The 16,963-nt window shown below is 45.4% G+C and carries 13 protein-coding genes and 3 tRNA genes; 4 read left to right on the top strand and 12 right to left on the bottom strand.

Annotation, left to right across the window (positions count from 1 at the left end):
• Positions 1 to 52 precede the first annotated feature (52 nt).
• The 4 genes from EAI83_RS12815 to EAI83_RS12800 form a co-directional block, all read right to left on the bottom strand.
• A complete protein-coding gene (locus EAI83_RS12815; RefSeq protein WP_129975635.1) occupies positions 53 to 4,546 on the bottom strand; it encodes a PolC-type DNA polymerase III in 4,494 nt (1,497 codons plus the stop codon).
• The gene (gene ispG, locus EAI83_RS12810) at positions 4,546 to 5,610 is read right to left on the bottom strand and encodes a flavodoxin-dependent (E)-4-hydroxy-3-methylbut-2-enyl-diphosphate synthase (protein ID WP_129975633.1); all 1,065 of its coding nucleotides are present in this window, start codon (positions 5,608 to 5,610) and stop codon (positions 4,546 to 4,548) included. The genes EAI83_RS12815 and ispG overlap by 1 nt, the downstream gene beginning before the upstream one ends.
• Before the next feature lie 84 nt (positions 5,611 to 5,694).
• Positions 5,695 to 6,843, bottom strand: a complete 1,149-nt coding sequence (locus EAI83_RS12805) for a toxic anion resistance protein (RefSeq protein ID WP_059085427.1) — start codon at positions 6,841 to 6,843, stop codon at positions 5,695 to 5,697.
• Positions 6,844 to 6,914: 71 nt separating this feature from the next.
• Positions 6,915 to 8,150 (bottom strand): 5-bromo-4-chloroindolyl phosphate hydrolysis family protein, encoded by a 1,236-nt coding sequence (locus tag EAI83_RS12800; RefSeq protein WP_129975631.1) that lies wholly within the window; start codon positions 8,148 to 8,150, stop codon positions 6,915 to 6,917.
• Positions 8,151 to 8,299: 149 nt separating this feature from the next.
• Here EAI83_RS12800 and EAI83_RS12795 point away from each other — a divergent pair, with 149 nt between their 5' ends.
• Complete coding sequence (locus EAI83_RS12795; RefSeq protein ID WP_059085425.1) at positions 8,300 to 9,325, top strand: branched-chain amino acid aminotransferase; 1,026 nt, start codon at positions 8,300 to 8,302, stop codon at positions 9,323 to 9,325.
• Between the two features lie 147 nt (positions 9,326 to 9,472).
• Here EAI83_RS12795 and EAI83_RS12790 read toward each other — a convergent pair whose 3' ends face one another.
• Complete coding sequence (locus tag EAI83_RS12790) at positions 9,473 to 9,967, bottom strand: dihydrofolate reductase (RefSeq protein ID WP_015524334.1); 495 nt, start codon at positions 9,965 to 9,967, stop codon at positions 9,473 to 9,475.
• Between the two features lie 23 nt (positions 9,968 to 9,990).
• On the bottom strand, positions 9,991 to 10,839 hold the full coding sequence (gene thyA, locus EAI83_RS12785) for a thymidylate synthase (protein WP_092071400.1): 849 nt from the start codon (positions 10,837 to 10,839) through the stop codon (positions 9,991 to 9,993).
• A 224-nt stretch (positions 10,840 to 11,063) separates the two neighbouring features.
• Between thyA and EAI83_RS12780 the strand changes: the two genes are divergently transcribed.
• Complete coding sequence (locus tag EAI83_RS12780; protein WP_092071392.1) at positions 11,064 to 11,594, top strand: VanZ family protein; 531 nt, start codon at positions 11,064 to 11,066, stop codon at positions 11,592 to 11,594.
• A 129-nt stretch (positions 11,595 to 11,723) separates the two neighbouring features.
• Here EAI83_RS12780 and EAI83_RS12775 read toward each other — a convergent pair whose 3' ends face one another.
• The 3 genes from EAI83_RS12775 to EAI83_RS12765 form a co-directional block, all read right to left on the bottom strand.
• Positions 11,724 to 12,152 carry a hypothetical protein gene (locus EAI83_RS12775; RefSeq protein WP_092071388.1) on the bottom strand — a complete coding sequence of 143 codons (429 nt, stop codon included), beginning with the start codon at positions 12,150 to 12,152 and terminating at the stop codon, positions 11,724 to 11,726.
• 37 nt (positions 12,153 to 12,189) lie between these two features.
• Complete coding sequence (malQ, locus tag EAI83_RS12770; protein WP_092071385.1) at positions 12,190 to 13,734, bottom strand: 4-alpha-glucanotransferase; 1,545 nt, start codon at positions 13,732 to 13,734, stop codon at positions 12,190 to 12,192.
• A 97-nt stretch (positions 13,735 to 13,831) separates the two neighbouring features.
• Entirely contained in the window at positions 13,832 to 14,770 is a 939-nt protein-coding gene (locus EAI83_RS12765; protein ID WP_092071513.1) for an alpha/beta fold hydrolase, read from the bottom strand.
• A gap of 240 nt (positions 14,771 to 15,010) precedes the next feature.
• Here EAI83_RS12765 and EAI83_RS12760 point away from each other — a divergent pair, with 240 nt between their 5' ends.
• On the top strand, positions 15,011 to 16,174 hold the full coding sequence (locus tag EAI83_RS12760) for a DUF5067 domain-containing protein (RefSeq protein ID WP_242872605.1): 1,164 nt from the start codon (positions 15,011 to 15,013) through the stop codon (positions 16,172 to 16,174).
• 211 nt (positions 16,175 to 16,385) lie between these two features.
• Positions 16,386 to 16,601: a DUF378 domain-containing protein gene (locus EAI83_RS12755; RefSeq protein ID WP_015524323.1), complete on the top strand. Its 216-nt coding sequence runs from the start codon at positions 16,386 to 16,388 to the stop codon at positions 16,599 to 16,601.
• A gap of 105 nt (positions 16,602 to 16,706) precedes the next feature.
• Here the strand turns inward: EAI83_RS12755 and EAI83_RS12750 are convergent.
• The 3 genes from EAI83_RS12750 to EAI83_RS12740 all read right to left on the bottom strand — a co-directional run bounded on the left by EAI83_RS12750 (position 16,707) and on the right by EAI83_RS12740 (position 16,961).
• A tRNA-Gly gene (locus EAI83_RS12750) sits at positions 16,707 to 16,779 on the bottom strand.
• 3 nt (positions 16,780 to 16,782) lie between these two features.
• Positions 16,783 to 16,853 (bottom strand) — tRNA-Gly (locus EAI83_RS12745).
• A gap of 35 nt (positions 16,854 to 16,888) precedes the next feature.
• Positions 16,889 to 16,961: transfer RNA gene (locus EAI83_RS12740), tRNA-Gly, on the bottom strand.
• Positions 16,962 to 16,963 lie beyond the last annotated feature (2 nt).

Genomic DNA, 16,963 nt, shown 5'->3' with positions numbered 1-16,963 from the left:
AGGATAAACGGCAGTATTTTTTATTTATTGTAAGCCCTTCCGGTATCATATATCAACCCGTAAAATCAAACAGTGACATCTGATTGGACTGCGGGATATCTCCAAAAAGATCCATATCATCCATCAGATCGATAACGGTCTTGCTGACCTTGGTACGATCACGGAAATCATCCTTGGAAAGGAATCTGCCTTTTGCGGCAGCATCCACAACTGCCTCTGCTGCCTTATCTCCAAGACCCTCTATGGTATCCAGAGCAGGCATCAGTTTATCTCCGATGATCTGGAACCGGTGTGCCTTTGCCTTATAAAGATCGATCGGCACAAAATCAAAACCTCTGGCGTACATTTCCTGTACGATCCTCATATCCTTCAGTGTATCCTGTTCCTTCTTGGATGCCTCATCACCTTTTTTCCGGATCTCCGCCATATAATATTCCAGACGTTCTTTTCCCATGCACATCAGTTCATAGGAAAAGGAAGTGGCACGGATACTGAAAAATGCTGCATAATAAGCCAGTGGATGAAACACTTTATACCAGGCGATACGATACGCCATCATAACATAGGCTGCCGCATGGGCTTTCGGGAACATGTACTTGATCAGCTTACAGGACCAGATATACCAGTCCGGAACATCATGCTCTTTCATAGTCTGGATCCATTCCTCACGAAGCCCCTTTCCCTTACGGACACTCTCCATGATGGTAAACGCCAGACCACTTTCCACTCCTTTTCCGATGAGATAGATCATAATATCATCTCGCGTACAGATTGCTGTGGAAATGGTAGCTGTACCATTCTGGATCAATACCTGGGCATTTCCAAGCCATACATCCGTGCCGTGGGAAAGTCCAGCAATACGTACCAGGTCGGAAAAATATTTCGGCTTGGTATCGATCAACATCTGCATGGCAAAGTCTGTACCAAACTCCGGGATCCCGAGGCATCCCAGCCTGCAGCCGCCGATATCCTCCGGGCTGATCCCCAGAGCCTGCGTTCCCGCAAACAGGGACATGACATCTCTCTGGTCCAGCGGAACTGTTCTTGCACTGATGCCGGTCAGATCCTCCAGCATACGGATCATGGTCGGATCATCGTGTCCAAGTATATCAAGTTTCAGAAGATTTCCGTCAATGGAATGGTAATCAAAATGTGTGGTGATGATATCACTGTTCACATCATTGGCCGGGTGCTGCACAGGTGTAAATTTCTCAATCTCCTCACCCATAGGCAGTACGATGATACCTCCCGGATGCTGGCCAGTGGTACGGCGGACACCGGTACAGCCCTTCACGATACGGTTGATCTCACAGTAACGCTTGTGCTGCCCCCGTTCCTCATAATAGTTCTTCACATAACCAAATGCGGTTTTTTCCGCAAGGGTACCAATGGTTCCCGCCTTAAAGGTCTGCCCTTTTCCGAAGATAACCTCTGTATACCGGTGAGCATTGGCCTGATATTCACCGGAAAAGTTCAGGTCGATATCCGGCTCCTTATCACCTTTAAAACCAAGGAATGTCTCAAAAGGAATATCAAAGCCTTCCTTGTTCATCCTGGCACCGCATTTCGGACAGATCTTATCCGGCATATCACATCCTGCCATACCCGCGTATTTTTTCACCTCAGGGGAATCAAAATCACTGTATTTACAGTCTGGATTCGGACAGAGATAATGAGGCGGCAGAGGGTTTACCTCCGTGATACCGGACATGGTCGCTGCCAGAGAAGAACCTACAGAACCACGGGATCCAACCAGATAGCCGTCCTCATTGGACTTCCACACAAGCTTCTGTGCAATGATATACATTACCGCATAACCATTGGAGATAATAGAATTCAGCTCCCTGTCCAGACGGTCCTCCACGATCTTCGGCAACGGATCTCCGTACATTTCGTGGGCCTTCGTAAAACAGATATTCTTAAGATCCTGCTCGGAGTTCTCAATGACCGGTGGAAATTTATCCGGATGGATCGGTGATATCTTCTCGATCATATCCGCGATCTTATTGGTATTGGTGATCACCACCTCTTCCGCCTTTTCACTTCCCAGATAGGAAAATTCCTCCAGCATTTCCTCCGTTGTACGAAGATAAAGCGGGGCCTGGTTATCTGCATCAGAAAATCCGTTTCCTGCCATGATGATCCGTCGGTAAACCTCGTCCTGAGGATCCATAAAATGCACATCACAGGTGGCAACCACCGGTTTTTTGAACTGTTCTCCAAGTTTTACGATCTTCCGGTTTATCTCTTTTAAGTCTTCCTCAGAATTGATCATATCATGTTTTTCATCCGCAAGCATAAACGCATTGTTCCCAAGAGGCTGGATTTCCAGATAGTCATAAAAATTTACCAGTCTGGCGATCTCCTGATCCGGTGCATTGCGAAGAAGTGCCTGATAAAGCTCTCCTGCCTCGCAGGCACTTCCCACCAGAAGGCCTTCCCTGTATTTTTCCAGCACACTTTTGGGAACCCTTGGTCTTCTGTGATAGTACTTTAAATGGGACTGGCTTACCAGCTTGTACAGATTGATCCTTCCGGTCTCATTTCTTGCAAAAACAATAGCATGGTATGTGGGCAGCTTTCGGATGGTATCCGGTGAAACCGCACCCTGCCTGTTCATCTCATCCACATCAAAAATATCTCTTTCTTCCAGCATCTTTACAAACCGCACAAAAATCTCTGCGGTACATGCCGCATCATCCACAGCTCTGTGGTGATGATCAAGAGAAACACCTACTGCCTTGGCTACCGTGTCCAGTTTAAAACGGTTCAGGGCAGGAAGAAGGAATCTAGCCATACCAACGGTATCCACATAAGTAAAATCATCCGAAATCCCCTGCCGTTTACAGTTTTCAATAATAAAGCTCATATCAAAGTCCGCATTATGGGCCACCATCGCGCAGCCCTCACAGAATTCCAGGAATTTCGGCAGTACTTCCTCTATCACAGGTGCATCCAGGACCATGGAATCATTGATGCTTGTCAGCTGCTCAATACGGAACGGAATGGGCACTTCCGGGTTTACAAAGGTGGAAAAACGATCTGTGATCTGTCCTTTTTCCACTTTTACCGCGCCAATCTCAATGATCCTGCAGGTTAGTGCTGAGAATCCCGTAGTCTCAATATCAAAAACAACAAAATCTCCATCCAGCCGCTGCCCTTTGGAATTGGTGACCATACCCTTCAGATCGTCTACCAGATACGCTTCCATTCCATAGAGCACCTTAAAATCAGACTCCTTTGGAACACAACCGCCCCAGGCATCAAAGCAGTGATTTGCCTCCGGGAAGGACTGCACCACGCCATGATCCGTGATAGCGATAGCCTTATGTCCCCACTCATAGGCACGTTTTACCAATGCCTTTGCATCGCTGACACCATCCATATCGCTCATCTTGGTGTGACAGTGAAGCTCCACACGCTTCTGAGGACTGGTATCCATTCTTGTGCTGGTAAAATTGGCGATTTTCTTGATACCTGTAATATTTCCAATAGTAAGCTCACTATCAAAACGGTCAATGGTGGTAACTCCCTTCAGCTTCAGGAATGCGCCTTTTTTTACACTTTCCGTCACTTCCGGAACCTGCTCGTTACGCAGAAACATCTTCACAACAATACTGTCCGTAAAATCGGTCACAGGGAAGATCAGGATCGTTTTCTCATTTCGGATCTCACGAGCTTCCACATCCATAACCTGACATCGGATGATAACCTCACCCATCTCACCGGTAATGCTCTCCAGCGGAATCGTTTCTCCATCAAAATCTCTGCCGTAAACCACATCCGGATTGCTGTCCCTGCGGAATCCGAAGCTGCCGCGGAAATCCCCCTTCTGAACCTTCTGCTGTTTTTTGTCAACGGATTTCTTCTCGTTTGTCTTTTCGCCGCTCTTATCTCCAGAGGTTTTCTTTGTCTCTTCCTTGGCTGTATCCTCCTGCTTCGGTTCGCTTTCCTGATCCCCGCTGAGTTTGGCATGCTTCAGGACATTTTCCACTTCCTGTTTGATCTGAAGTGCAGCATTTTTCCGGTATTTACTCTCTTTCACTTCCACAAAATCCAGTTCCACTTTCAGATCCATACCGCAGCGTTCACAGAAAACCTTATGAAAATATTCAACAAGTATTTCGCTTTTCTGTCTGGAAATAACCGTATCCGGAAGCTCCATACGCAAGGTATCTTTTCCTGTAAAAATGATTTTTGATCTACGGAACAGATTGTACTCCAGCATGTTATAGTTGCGCAGCTCCATCTCCATACTGGAACGGTAGCTTTCCAGAAAGTTCTCCGGTGTATACTGCTCGGAAAGATGAAATTTTTCCACAACTGTTACAGTCATGGGAATCCCCGGAAAGCACTGCCGTTCGATCTCATCCTCCAGCGCAAAAATATTCTTCTTGTGTATCCAGCGGCTGCTTTCGATATAAACCCTCAGATGAGTTCTTCCGGGGTTCATGGAAACCTTTGTCACAAATACCATGTCCAGAAGTTCTTCCAGCTCTTTCTTCACTTTAAGATGCGGAAATACATCAAAAAAATCTTTCTCCATTATGACTCCTGCTCATTCCAGGTAAGAAGTTCCTGACGAAGTGTATCCAGAAGATCCGTTTCCGGTACTTTTTTTACAACCTCTCCATGCCGGATCAGAAGACCAACACCATCGCCTCCTGCAATTCCGAGATCTGCTTCCTTTGCCTCTCCCGGTCCGTTTACCACACAGCCCATAACCGCAACCTTGATATCAAGAGGAATATCCTGTACCATAGTCTCTACCTGGTTTGCAAGGCCGATCAGATCGATTTTTGTTCTTCCGCAGGTCGGACAGGAAACAACCTCCACGCCTCCTTTGCGAAGTCCCAGCGTTTTCAGGATCCTTTTGGCTGATTTCACTTCTTCCAGCGGCGCGCCTGTCAGAGAAACACGGATGGTATCTCCGATTCCCTGATACAGGATGAGCCCAAGTCCGATAGCTGATTTGATATTTCCCGAATACAGAGTTCCTGCTTCTGTAATTCCCACATGAAGAGGATACTGTGTTTTTTCTGCGATCAGTTCATGGGCTCTGGCGCACATGAGAACATCAGAAGATTTGATGCTGATCACAAGATTGTCATATCCCATCTCTTCAATGATGTGCACCTTATCAAGAGCACTCTCCACAAGTCCTTCGGCTGTAACACCGTGATATTTTTCTACCAGTTCTTTTTCAAGGGAACCGCTGTTTACTCCTACACGAATAGGGATATTCCGTTCCTTTGCTGTATCCACAACTGCCTGGATTCTCTCTTTGGAACCGATATTTCCCGGATTGATACGGATCTTGTCCGCACCGTTCTCCATGGCTGCAATGGCAAGGCGATAATCAAAATGGATGTCCGCAACCAGCGGAATATGGATCTGTTTTTTGATCTGGGATAAAGCCTTCGCAGCTTCCATAGTAGGAACTGCGCAGCGGATAATATCACAGCCTGCTTTTTCCAGTGAAAGGATCTGCGCAACCGTTGCTTCCACATCTTCAGTTTTCGTATTGGTCATGGACTGGATAAGGATCGGATTTCCTCCTCCGATAACACGATTTCCAATTTTTATTACTTTTGTATGATCTCTGTACATAAAAATCTCCTTTATGAATCCTGAAAGGCAGGTGTCTTCAAACGCCCTGCCTTTCCTTTCCGAACTATCTTTTTACTCTTACTCCTAACGTCGGATCTCCAGCAGCTTTGTTTTCAGTTCGTTTTCCATACGTCTCATATCTGCCTCTGCTGCCTGACGTTTTTCACGGCCTTCCTGCTGGATCTTCATCACATCATCCAGTGTCTGGATCAGTTCCTGATTGGTTTTTTTCAGAGTTTCAATATCTACAATACCACGCTGGGATTCCTTTGCAGTTTCCACAGATGCCAGGTGAAGCGTTTCCGCATTTTTCTTCAAAAGTTCATTGGTAAAATCCGTAACCTGCCGTTGTGCCTGTGCGGCTTCTGTGGAGTGCGCGATCCCTAGAGCCAGCACCATCTGGCTTTTCCAGAGAGGAATGGTATTTACAATGGTTGTCTGGATCTTCTCGATCATCGTCGTATCATTGTTCTGGATCATGCGGATCTGCGGTGCAGTCTGCATAGAAATGGTTCTGGTAAGCTCCAAATCATGAAGCTTTTTCTCAAAGCGGTCACATTTGCTTTCCAGATCATTGGCAGCCTGTGCATCTTCCGGAAGTCCGCTTGCCGCTGCCTTCTGATGCAATTCGTTGAGCTTGCCTTCTCTGACTTCCCTAAGCTTCTTTTTACCCGCAAGAATGTACATGGAAAGTTCTTTAAAGTATGCAAGGTTCTGCTCATACATTTTATCCAGCACGGCAGAATCTTTCATCAGACGCATCTGGTGCTGCTCCAGAGCTTCCGTGATCTTCGTCACATTTCCCTCGGCCTTTGTGTAACGGTTTTTCAGAGTTTCCACCTTCGCTGTCTGTTTTTTGAAAAAGCCGAAAAATCCCTTTTCCTCTGTGGCATCAAAATCCTTCAATTCTCCTACCACATTTGCAAGAAGCTCTCCTGCCTCCCCAAGATCCTGTGTCTTCACATTTACCAGCGCTGCATCAGAAAAATCTGCCATCTTCTTCTGAGTGCCGGCTCCGTACTGCAGGATCTGGTTTGTATTTTCAATATCGATCTTTGCTGCAAAATCTTCTACGATTTTCTGTTCCTGGGGAGATAACACCGGTTCCTCTACTGCAGGCTCCTGGGGTTTCTCCGGTTCTTTTTTTGCAATTTCTTCTTTTTCTTCCGTGAGATCCGGTTCCAAAGTCAGCACCGGTGCTTCTACCTCAAAGTCTTTAAATTCTTCTCCCATAAGCATTCTCCTTGATCAGCTGTACCTTCCGGCAGATGTCTGTATTCCAGCTTCTGATCTGCTCGTTGTACTTATTTCATTTCCGCATTCTGTTTCATTTTTTCGAAATCATCCTCTGTCAGCCCTTCCTGTGCCAGAACCGTATGCAGCACAGAAATATCGGTGGATACATCCCATGCGGTATCCCGGAATATGGAATCCAGAAGTTTCTCAAAAGCAATATTCAATGTATCAATGGTTTCTTCAATTTCTTTCTTGGAAGCCGTGATATTCTCGCCCTGTACAGGCTGTCCATCCATATCCTCATAAGCATCCAGCAGCTTCACAGTCATGGGCAGATAGTAATCCATCATTTTCTTAAGATCCGGAATCACCTCCGGATGCTCTCCTGCACGCTCAAAAATTTTCTGAACGATCATTTCCATCCTGGAAATCTTTGCGGAAATTTCTTCCCCGGGAATGGCGTCATTGCTCTCACGGATCTTTACCAGAAATTCATTTCCTTTTCTCAGGACTTCCTGGGCTTCCGGACTCATATTCTCCTCCAGCTGAACCTTAGGATCTGCTTCCTGTTTACGAAGCTCCAGCTGCTTCTGTGTTTCCAGATACTGCTGATAGGTCTCATTACTGGTGATCAGACAGGTTCCCTGCTCATCCACATGGCCTTCCAGAAACCAGCCCTTCTGGATCATTCTGCTGATATCTTTTTTTACAAATTTCTCGTTCTTTCCTGCTGCCTGGGCAAGCTTCTGAAAATTACAGTAGGTGTGGTCTCCCAGCGCACGGATATATTTCTGGAAACGTCCCAGTCTTCCGAGACGGCTTGTTCCTGCTCCCAAAAGAGCACCGCCACCTGCTGCGCCTGCACACATCACTCCAAGCACACCTGCTGCAAGTGCACCGCTGTGTCCAATGCCCATCCAGATCAGAAGCACCATGGCTCCAAGCCCCATGCCACTTAAAAGTATCCCACCGGAAACTGCCATCATCATACCTTTGAGATTTTCACCGGTAGTCTTTCCGTAGAGCAATTCCGACTGTTTCCTTGCAGCCTGCTGCTTTGCTTTTCTGCTTCTTCCGTAATAAGGGCTCTGGTATGTATAGCTTTTCTTACGGAATTCCGGATCAGCACCCGGATCAAACACGGAATTCAGCGCATTTTTTAGCGCTTCGCTTCCGGAATCAATGGCCTTATTTACTGTCTGGTTGATCGTATGGCTTAATTCGTGATAGCTGTTTGAATTCACTGCATTATCTACAATATCCTGAATCTTTTTTCCAAGGTCTTCAAATTCGTGATTGTCCATTTTTCCCTCCAGTCCATAGATAATTTTTATTATATCGAAATCATATTAAAATTACAAGCAAATGAAAAAAAGGAACAAAAAACTATTGAAGTCATCACTTAAAAGTTTTACAATGGTAAAAAGTAAAAATTGTAAACGGAGGAATCGTTATGGAAAAAAAGAACATCGACTGGTCCAGCATCGGATTCGCTTACATGCCAACCGACTACAGATACGTGTCTAATTTTAAAGATGGAAAATGGGATGAGGGTACTTTAAGCACAGACCCTAATATCGTACTCAACGAGTGTGCTGGTGTGCTTCAGTATTCTCAGAGTGTATTCGAGGGTCTGAAGGCATACACAACAGAAGACGGACATATCGTTACTTTCCGTCCTGACCTGAACGCAGAGCGCATGGCTGCATCTGCAGCAAGACTTGAAATGCCGGTATTCCCGAAGGAAAGATTTATCGACGCTGTTGAGCAGGTTGTTAAGGCAAATGCTGCATGGGTTCCGCCATATGGTTCCGGCGCAACACTTTATCTTCGCCCGTACATGTTTGGTTCCAACGCCGTGATCGGTGTTAAACCGGCTGACGAATATCAGTTCCGTATCCTTACAACACCGGTTGGTCCGTACTTTAAAGGCGGCGCCAAACCGATCACGATCCGTGTCAGCGACTATGACCGTGCCGCACCTTGCGGAACCGGTAACATCAAGGCTGGCCTGAACTACGCAATGAGCCTTCATGCTATCGTAGATGCTCACAAACAGGGCTTTGATGAGAACATGTACCTTGATCCCAAGACTCGTACAAAAGTTGAGGAGACAGGCGGAGCAAACTTCATCTTCGTTACTAAAGACGGCAAGGTTGTAACACCGAAGTCTGACAGCATCCTTCCTTCCATCACACGTCGTTCTCTGATCTACGTTGCAAAGGAGTACCTTGGACTGGAAGCTGAAGAGCGTGAGGTCTACTTCGATGAGGTTAAAGATTTTGCAGAGTGTGGTCTTTGCGGTACTGCTGCAGTTATCTCTCCTGTCGGAAAGATCAATGATCACGGCAAGGAAATCTGCTTCCCAAGCGGAATGGAGAAGATGGGACCGGTTATCCAGAAGCTGTACGACACACTGACCGGTATCCAGATGGGACGCATCGAAGCACCGAAGGGATGGATCCACGTAATCGAGTAATTACCGGATTTTCGTCATTATACATAACATTAAGCACAAAAAAACAGACCGCCGTATTTTTTTCGGTGGTCTGTTTTTTTATTATTTCTTCATTGTTTTTCTGTACAAAGCGGGCATTCTCATTCTGCTTTATGATCTGTGCTCACATTATCTATCTTTTCTCTCGTATTTTACAAACGCATATTCCAGATCAAAGTATGTCTGTTCTTCACTCTCCGCTGTGATCTCCCAGTCCGGGTCCTCATCCAGGTTTGGGAAATACGCATCCGCTTCATATGCAAAATCGATTTTTGTCACATGAGCTGTATCACAGTACGGAAGCATCTGTTTGTAAATACTGTCTCCGCCGATACAGTACACATCCTCTGCCGGATATTTCTCCACTTCCTTCAGTGCTTCCTCGATGCTGTGAACGATCACCGCACCTTTTACCTGATAATCCCTGTTGCCGGTGATCACAATGTTGGTTCTGTTTTTCAGAGGAAGTCCATTTGGAAAAGACTCCAGTGTTTTTCTTCCCATAACAACCACTTTTCCTGTAGTTTCCTCACGGAACATCTTCATATCTGCCGGAATACTTACCAGAAGTTCATTATTTCTTCCGATTCCCCAGTTTTTATCTGCTGCAACAATAATATTCATTCTTTCTTCCTTTCTTTATGCAATTATACTGCAATGGGAATATTTTTGATCTGTGGCCATGTCTCATAATTCTCCACGATCAGATCATCGGTGGTGAATTTATAAAAATCCTTTATCTCCGGATTCAGTTTTACTGTCGGTGCAGGATACGGTTTTCTGGAGATCAGTTCTTTAATTACCGGAATATGACGATCATAAATATGGCAGTCTGCGATCACATGAACAAGCTCTCCGGCTTCCATATCGCAGGCCTGTGCGATCATCATGAGAAGAAGAGAATACTGACACACATTCCAGTTGTTTGCAGCCAGGATATCCTGAGATCTCTGGTTCAGCACCGCATTAAGGACCAGCTTGTCTTTTCCGGGTTCCTTGGTTACATTGAAAGTCATGGAATAGGCACATGGGTAAAGATTCATCTCGTGGAGATCCTGATGTACATAAATATTGGTCATGATCCTTCTGCTGTACGGATTGTTCTTAAGATCAAAAAGAACTCTGTCTACCTGATCCATCATTCCCTCTTTATACTGATGCTTCACACCTAACTGATAGCCGTAGGCTTTTCCGATGGAGCCCTTCTCATCTGCCCAGCTGTCCCAGATGTGGCTGTGAAGATCATGGATATTATTGGATTTCTGCTGCCAGATCCATAGAATCTCATCCATTGCACTCTTTAACGCTGTTTTTCTTAAAGTCAGTGCCGGAAACTCCTTCCGGAGATCATAACGGTTCACAACACCAAATCTCTTGATGGTATAAGCCGGAGTTCCATCCTCCCACACAGGACGTACCTTCTCACCTTCTGTGCTGGTTCCGTTCTCTATGACATCTTTGCACATGTCAATGAATATATTATCTGCAAGACTCATTTGTTGATTTCCTCCTGTAATTTTCTTCTATTCGATCCCGGGCTGCTTTTTTCTTAAAAATGCCCCTGAAATTTATTTTATATTCTAACACATTTCAGTCCTTACTGTCCACTTCCCCTTTAACCTCCTATCCCATTTAACCTTCTCTCCCTGTTTTTCCTTTTCCCTGTTCTTTTTCTGTATTTTTCTGGACTTTTCCATGCGGGAGTGCTATATTAAGAGCCATGAAAATACTGATTACATTATTAAAACCTTTTTCTTTTGCACCTGCGATCCTGATGATGTGCGTAATCTACTCTTTTTCCGCACAGACCGGAGATGTTTCCGGTGCCTTGAGCTACAAGATCAGCTACCAGATCGTAGAAATCAAAAACGAAATATTAGCTTCCGGCAAAAGCCTGGAACAGCTTTCCCAGGAAGCTGCCGGTATCGAATTTTATGTCCGTAAGGCTGCTCACATGACAGAATACTGCCTGTTGGCCATATCTATTTCCTTTCCCCTCTATGTATACGGAGTTCGGGGAATCTGGCTGATGCTCCTTGCCGGATTTGTATGTGTGGGATTTGCCGGACTTGATGAATACCACCAGTCTTTTGTAGAGGCCCGCGGACCTTCCGTAAGGGATGTAGGGATCGACAGCTGCGGAGCAATGATCGGAATTTTGCTGGTACAGGCATTCTGCTGGTCTACCTTACATACCCCCAACAGAAAAAAATCTCGAAAAAAACGCAGAAACGCGCAAAGACGCAGATAACTATTTTGCGATCTGCCTGATCTAAAAAACGGAACATACATAAGGATTTTTTTGCCTTATGATGTTCCGTTTTTGCTATTACTAATCGTCATATCTCAGCAGGCATTTTACTCTCACCTGCATCCGGCTTTATTTTTCGTCTTTCTCCTCCGGTGCATCATCCAGATTTTCCGCAAGATGCGCCCGCTCCGCAATTGACATTTTTTTCTTTGCCACGGTTTCCGGATTTTGAGAAGCTTCCTCTGCCGCTTTTTTCGCAGCAGCTTCTTCCAGCTCATGTTTCTGTGCGCCAGCCTTTGCAAGATTACGGATCGCCATGATCAGAAGCACTGCTCCGATCACAACAAAAATACCTCCCGCTGCCAGAAATACCACACCGGAGTCTTCTGCTCCGCTTATGACACTGGCGCAGAGACGATATCCTGTATACACAAGATAGCCTCCTGCAAAGATCCACAGAAGACTGCTTCTTGTGGAAGAATTTCCCTGTCCGGAATTCTTTTCCTCAGCAGTTTCCTGCTGCAGCTCTTCCTTATTTTCTCTTTTCTGTTCTTCCATGATGTATTTCTGTCCTTTCTGATATCCTTATATTTCTCTATTTGTCAGATATCTTTTCCCTGTCAGCTTCTGTTTTTTCCTTCTCTTCCGTTTCTTCTTTTACAAGTCTTCCATAAAGCTTTGTCATTTTATAAATCTTCTGAATAATTGTTTCATTGAGCTGGCCTTTTTTCATACGCCACTTCCAGTTGTCACCAAGAGTTGACGGTTCATTGATCCTTGCCTCATTTCCAAGGCAGAGATAATCCTGTACCGGGATCACACAGCGATCTGCAACACTGGACATCGCCGCACGTATCATGCTCCACACTGCCGCAGTCTCATGCTTGCCCTCACAGCCAATATAGGCCCTGGCAAAATTTCGGTCATGCTGGCTCAGATTGCGGAACCATCCTCTTGTTGTCTCATTGTCATGAGTACCTGTGTAAACAATGCAATTCCTTTCATATCTGTGCGTCAGATACGGACTGTCCTCATTCTCGTCAAAAGCAAACTGCAATACCTTCATTCCCGGGAATCCGGATTCTTCCACCATCTCGATCACACTGTCTGTAAGGAGACCAAGATCCTCTGCGATCACATCCAGCTTTCCAAGATTCTTTTCAAGCGCACGGAACAGATCCATTCCCGGTCCCTTTTCCCAGTGACCGAACTCCGCAGTTTTATCTCCGTACGGAATGGAATAATACTCATCAAAGCCTCTGAAATGGTCGATCCTTACCACATCATAAAGCTTCATACAATTTGCCATTCGGCGTGTCCACCATGCATAGCCTGTTTTCTTGTGATATTCCCAGTCATAAAGCGGATTTCCCCAGAGCTGCCCCGTAGCGGAAAAAGCATCCGGCGGACATCCAGCAACGCCGATCGGAATATTTTCCTTATCAAACTGGAACAATTCCGGCTGTGCCCAGGCATCCGCACTGTCAAACGCAACGTAGATCGGGATATCTCCGATCATCTCCACTCCCTTAGCATTTGCATAAGCTTTCAGTGCTGTCCACTGTTTAAAAAAGCAGAACTGCTGGAAACAGTAAAATCCCACTTCTTTTGCAAGCTTCTCTCTTTCTTCAGCCAATGCAGCTTTTTCTCTGTTTTTGAGTTCCGTAGGCCATTCGATCCAGCTGATCCCATTCAGGCTGTCCTTGATTGCCATATACAGGCTGTAATCTTCCAGCCAGGCAGCATTTTCTTTTACAAACTTCCGGTACTCCTGATCTGTCTCACAGTCATAATTTTCAAAGGCTTTTCTCAAAAGCCGAAATCTGGAATTATAAATCTTCTCATAATCCACATAGCTCTCGTTTGTACCCCAGTCACAGTCCTCGCAATCACTTTTATCCAGATATCCCTCTTTTACAAAAGCCTCCAGATCAATAAAATACGGATTTCCCGCAAAGGTAGAAAAAGACTGGTATGGTGAATCTCCATATCCGGTAGGTCCGAGAGGAAGAATCTGCCAGTATTTCTGTCCTGCTCTTGCCAGCTGGTCTACAAACTCATATGCTTCCTCAGAAAAGCATCCGATCCCATATTTCGATGGCAGACTGGACACTGGAAGTAAAATCCCACTTGCTCTCATAATTTACGAATCCTCCTGTTTTCTCAGTAGTTGCGCCCTCTCACAGATGTCTGCAGGAGCACTCAGATTTTTATTATATCACTCTGTCACAGAGCGTTCAAAGTCCTTTTTTGCAGATATATGTAAATATATCATGATAAACCTTTTCCCTGTCTTTCTCATTCAGGATCTCGTGGCGCATTCCCGGATATAATTTTCCCCGGACATCCCGGTATCCTGCACAACGCATAGCACGGACAGCCTTCGCAAACTGTCTCACATTTCCCATGCAGGGATCCTCCGCCCCACTGATAAACAGCACCGGCATTTCCGGCTTTGTACACTTCCAGTGCTTCACATCATAGGCTCTTTTCATCAGGTCAAAAAGTGCCAGATATGCATCATCCGTAAATGTAAATCCACAGTATTCTGAATCCGAATAATCCTGCACAACCTGCGGATCAGAGCAAATCCAGGAAAAACGGTTTTTTTCTTTTTTAAAGTGCATTGCATAGCTTCCAAAAGACATCATCTCGATCAGACCCGCACTGTGTTTAGGCCCGAAAACAGTCTTTCCCGCTTTTGCCAGAGCTACTCCGACCGGACGAAATACATTATAGCTGGGTGAGCCGCAGACGATCAGCATATCCATACAGCTGTCATGATGAGCTGCATAGGCACGAACTGCCAGAGAGCCCATGCTGTGTCCGAAAAGGATCAGCGGAATACCCGGGAAATGATCCTTGATCAAGCAGTTCACCGTATGGATATCCTGCAGCATGGCATCCGCCCCACCACCGTACATATACCCAAGATCCTCTTTACTGCGTACGCTTTTCCCATGGCCACGGTGATCATGGATCACACTTATATATTTTCGCTCTGCCATATATTCCATAAAAGGAATGTAGCGTTCCTTGTACTCACTCATTCCGTGAACGATCTGTATGATCCCACGGTATTTCTCATTACGTTCCAACTCCGGCACTACTGCTAAGCAGGAAATTTCCAATCCGTCTGCTTTTGAAGGAAATGAATACTGAATTGTCCGTAACATATATTTCACCTCACCTTTTCTGCTGCATAAAGCGGGCATTCGCATTCCGCTTTGTCACCTGTACTCAACCACTTTTTCTGTGTCTTCCAGTATATCATAACACAGGGGGTTTCTCAAACAGTAAACCTATGATATAATCGTTACGGTAACATAGGGTGATGCTGTTTGCCCGCAAATGCAAACAGATATCCTCTGACTTACCCACCCGAAAACCAGAATGACTTATTGTAAGGAGGAATAATGAATACAGAAGACAATAATGATTTTTATGACGATGAGCTCTCCAGATCATTGATCTCCAATGATTTTGAAGGCGACACTCCCCACAGAAAGAAAAAAAGCAAAAAGCCTCTCGTGATCTGTCTGATCATCCTTCTGATCGCTGCCACAGCCGGCGGAACCGCCTGGTATATGATGCAGCGCCATAAACCGGTAGAAGCCACAGAAGAATTTCTCACAGGCATGCAGAACATGGATTTTACCACAATGGAGAACCTTCTCCAGAGTCATGATCTCAGTGCTCTGGATGATGCAGATATCCGTGATTCTGCTTACACAGATTTCTTCACTACCGTCAACAAAAAAATGACCTACAAGATCACCAAAAACAAATTTGACATCCAGAACGGAACTGCCAGGATAACGGTTCACATGAAATATATTGACGGAACCAATATCTATGCAGCAACTATTCAGGAATACACCCGTAAGGTTGCTGTCGCAGCCTATGCCGGAAAGGAAATGACACAGGATGATATCCAGGAAATGCTCGCTGCACTTCTTGCCGAAAATGCTTCCACAGCTGATGAGAAATACAGTGAGATCGATATTACCTATCCTCTGATCAAAATCGGCAGCGACTGGAAGATCGTTTCTCTGGATGACACCACAGTCAAGGTTATGTGTGCAAACTTCAAAAGCGTAAAAGACGAAATATCATCCCAGCTTACGGATGACAGCACAGATAGCAGTTCTGCCGCTGCAGAGGATTCTTCCACCCCAGACAGCACGGCTTCTGCTGAGGGCACAAGTGCATCCATTGATATTACAACTGACAAATTCTCCGTCCGTTTCAAACAGTTTGCGATTTCCAAGGACTACGGCGGAAATCCCTGTCTGATGATCTACTACGACTATACAAACTCCGGTGATTCCCAGTCCAGTGCATTTGTAGACTTCACCCTACAGGCTTCCCAGAACGGAGAAGTTCTGGAAGGAACTTATCCGGAAGCCAGCGATGATGCTGTAGATAACTACATGAGCACCATTGATCCCGGAAAAACCGTCACTGTATGCCAGGTATTTCTTCTGAAGGATACTACCAGTGATGTAACGCTTCAGGGCAAAGAAACTCTGAATGTAAGCGGCGGACAGACAACCTCTCAGATTCTGAAGCTGAAGTAAGATATCGGAATCGCCTGGCGGATATTTACGATCCAAATTCGATAAACCGGAAATTTACATTTTATCTTGCATATGAAAGGAAAACGGAAATTTCTCCTTCATGATTTTTTCATGGCTGGCAGAAATTTCCGTTTTTCTTTTTCTCATTCCTGTGTATATTTTTTCGATTCTATGAAAAACTATTTCATGTATAACGAAAGGATGGTGACTTATGTCAAATAAATGTCTGCAGTACTTCACCCTGACCATTGCTGTGGTCGGTGCCATAAACTGGGGTCTGATCGGCTTCTTTAATTTTAATCTGGTAGCATTCCTGTTCGGAAGCATGAGCTGGCTCTCCCGGATCATCTACGGACTTGTAGGCTTATGCGGGCTTTATCTTCTGACCTTCTATACTCTGATCGATCAGGGTGAAACAACTGAATAAGCTACGCAGTAACACATAACGCGAAAAATCCTCTGCTGCATAAAAATAAAGCAGAGGATTTTTTCGCAACAAAAAAGAACTCTGATCATCCTCAGAGTTCCGAAGAGCGATAGACGGGGCTCGAACCCGCGGTCTCGACCTTGGCAAGGTCGCGCGTTACCAACTACGCCACTATCGCACAAGCGGGTGATGGGAATCGAACCCACGTATCCAGCTTGGAAGGCTGGTGTTCTACCATTGAACTACACCCGCAGTTATGAAATTATAAATCTTCATCCTTCGATGAGAGCGATAGACGGGGCTCGAACCCGCGGTCTCGACCTTGGCAAGGTCGCGCGTTACCAACTACGCCACTATCGCAT

This window comes from Blautia sp. aa_0143 (genome assembly GCF_004167315.1).
In the GTDB taxonomy this organism is placed as follows: domain Bacteria; phylum Bacillota; class Clostridia; order Lachnospirales; family Lachnospiraceae; genus Blautia_A; species Blautia_A fusiformis.
The sequence above is the reverse complement of the archived record's forward strand: the minus strand, read 5'-3'. Positions and strand labels throughout refer to the sequence as shown.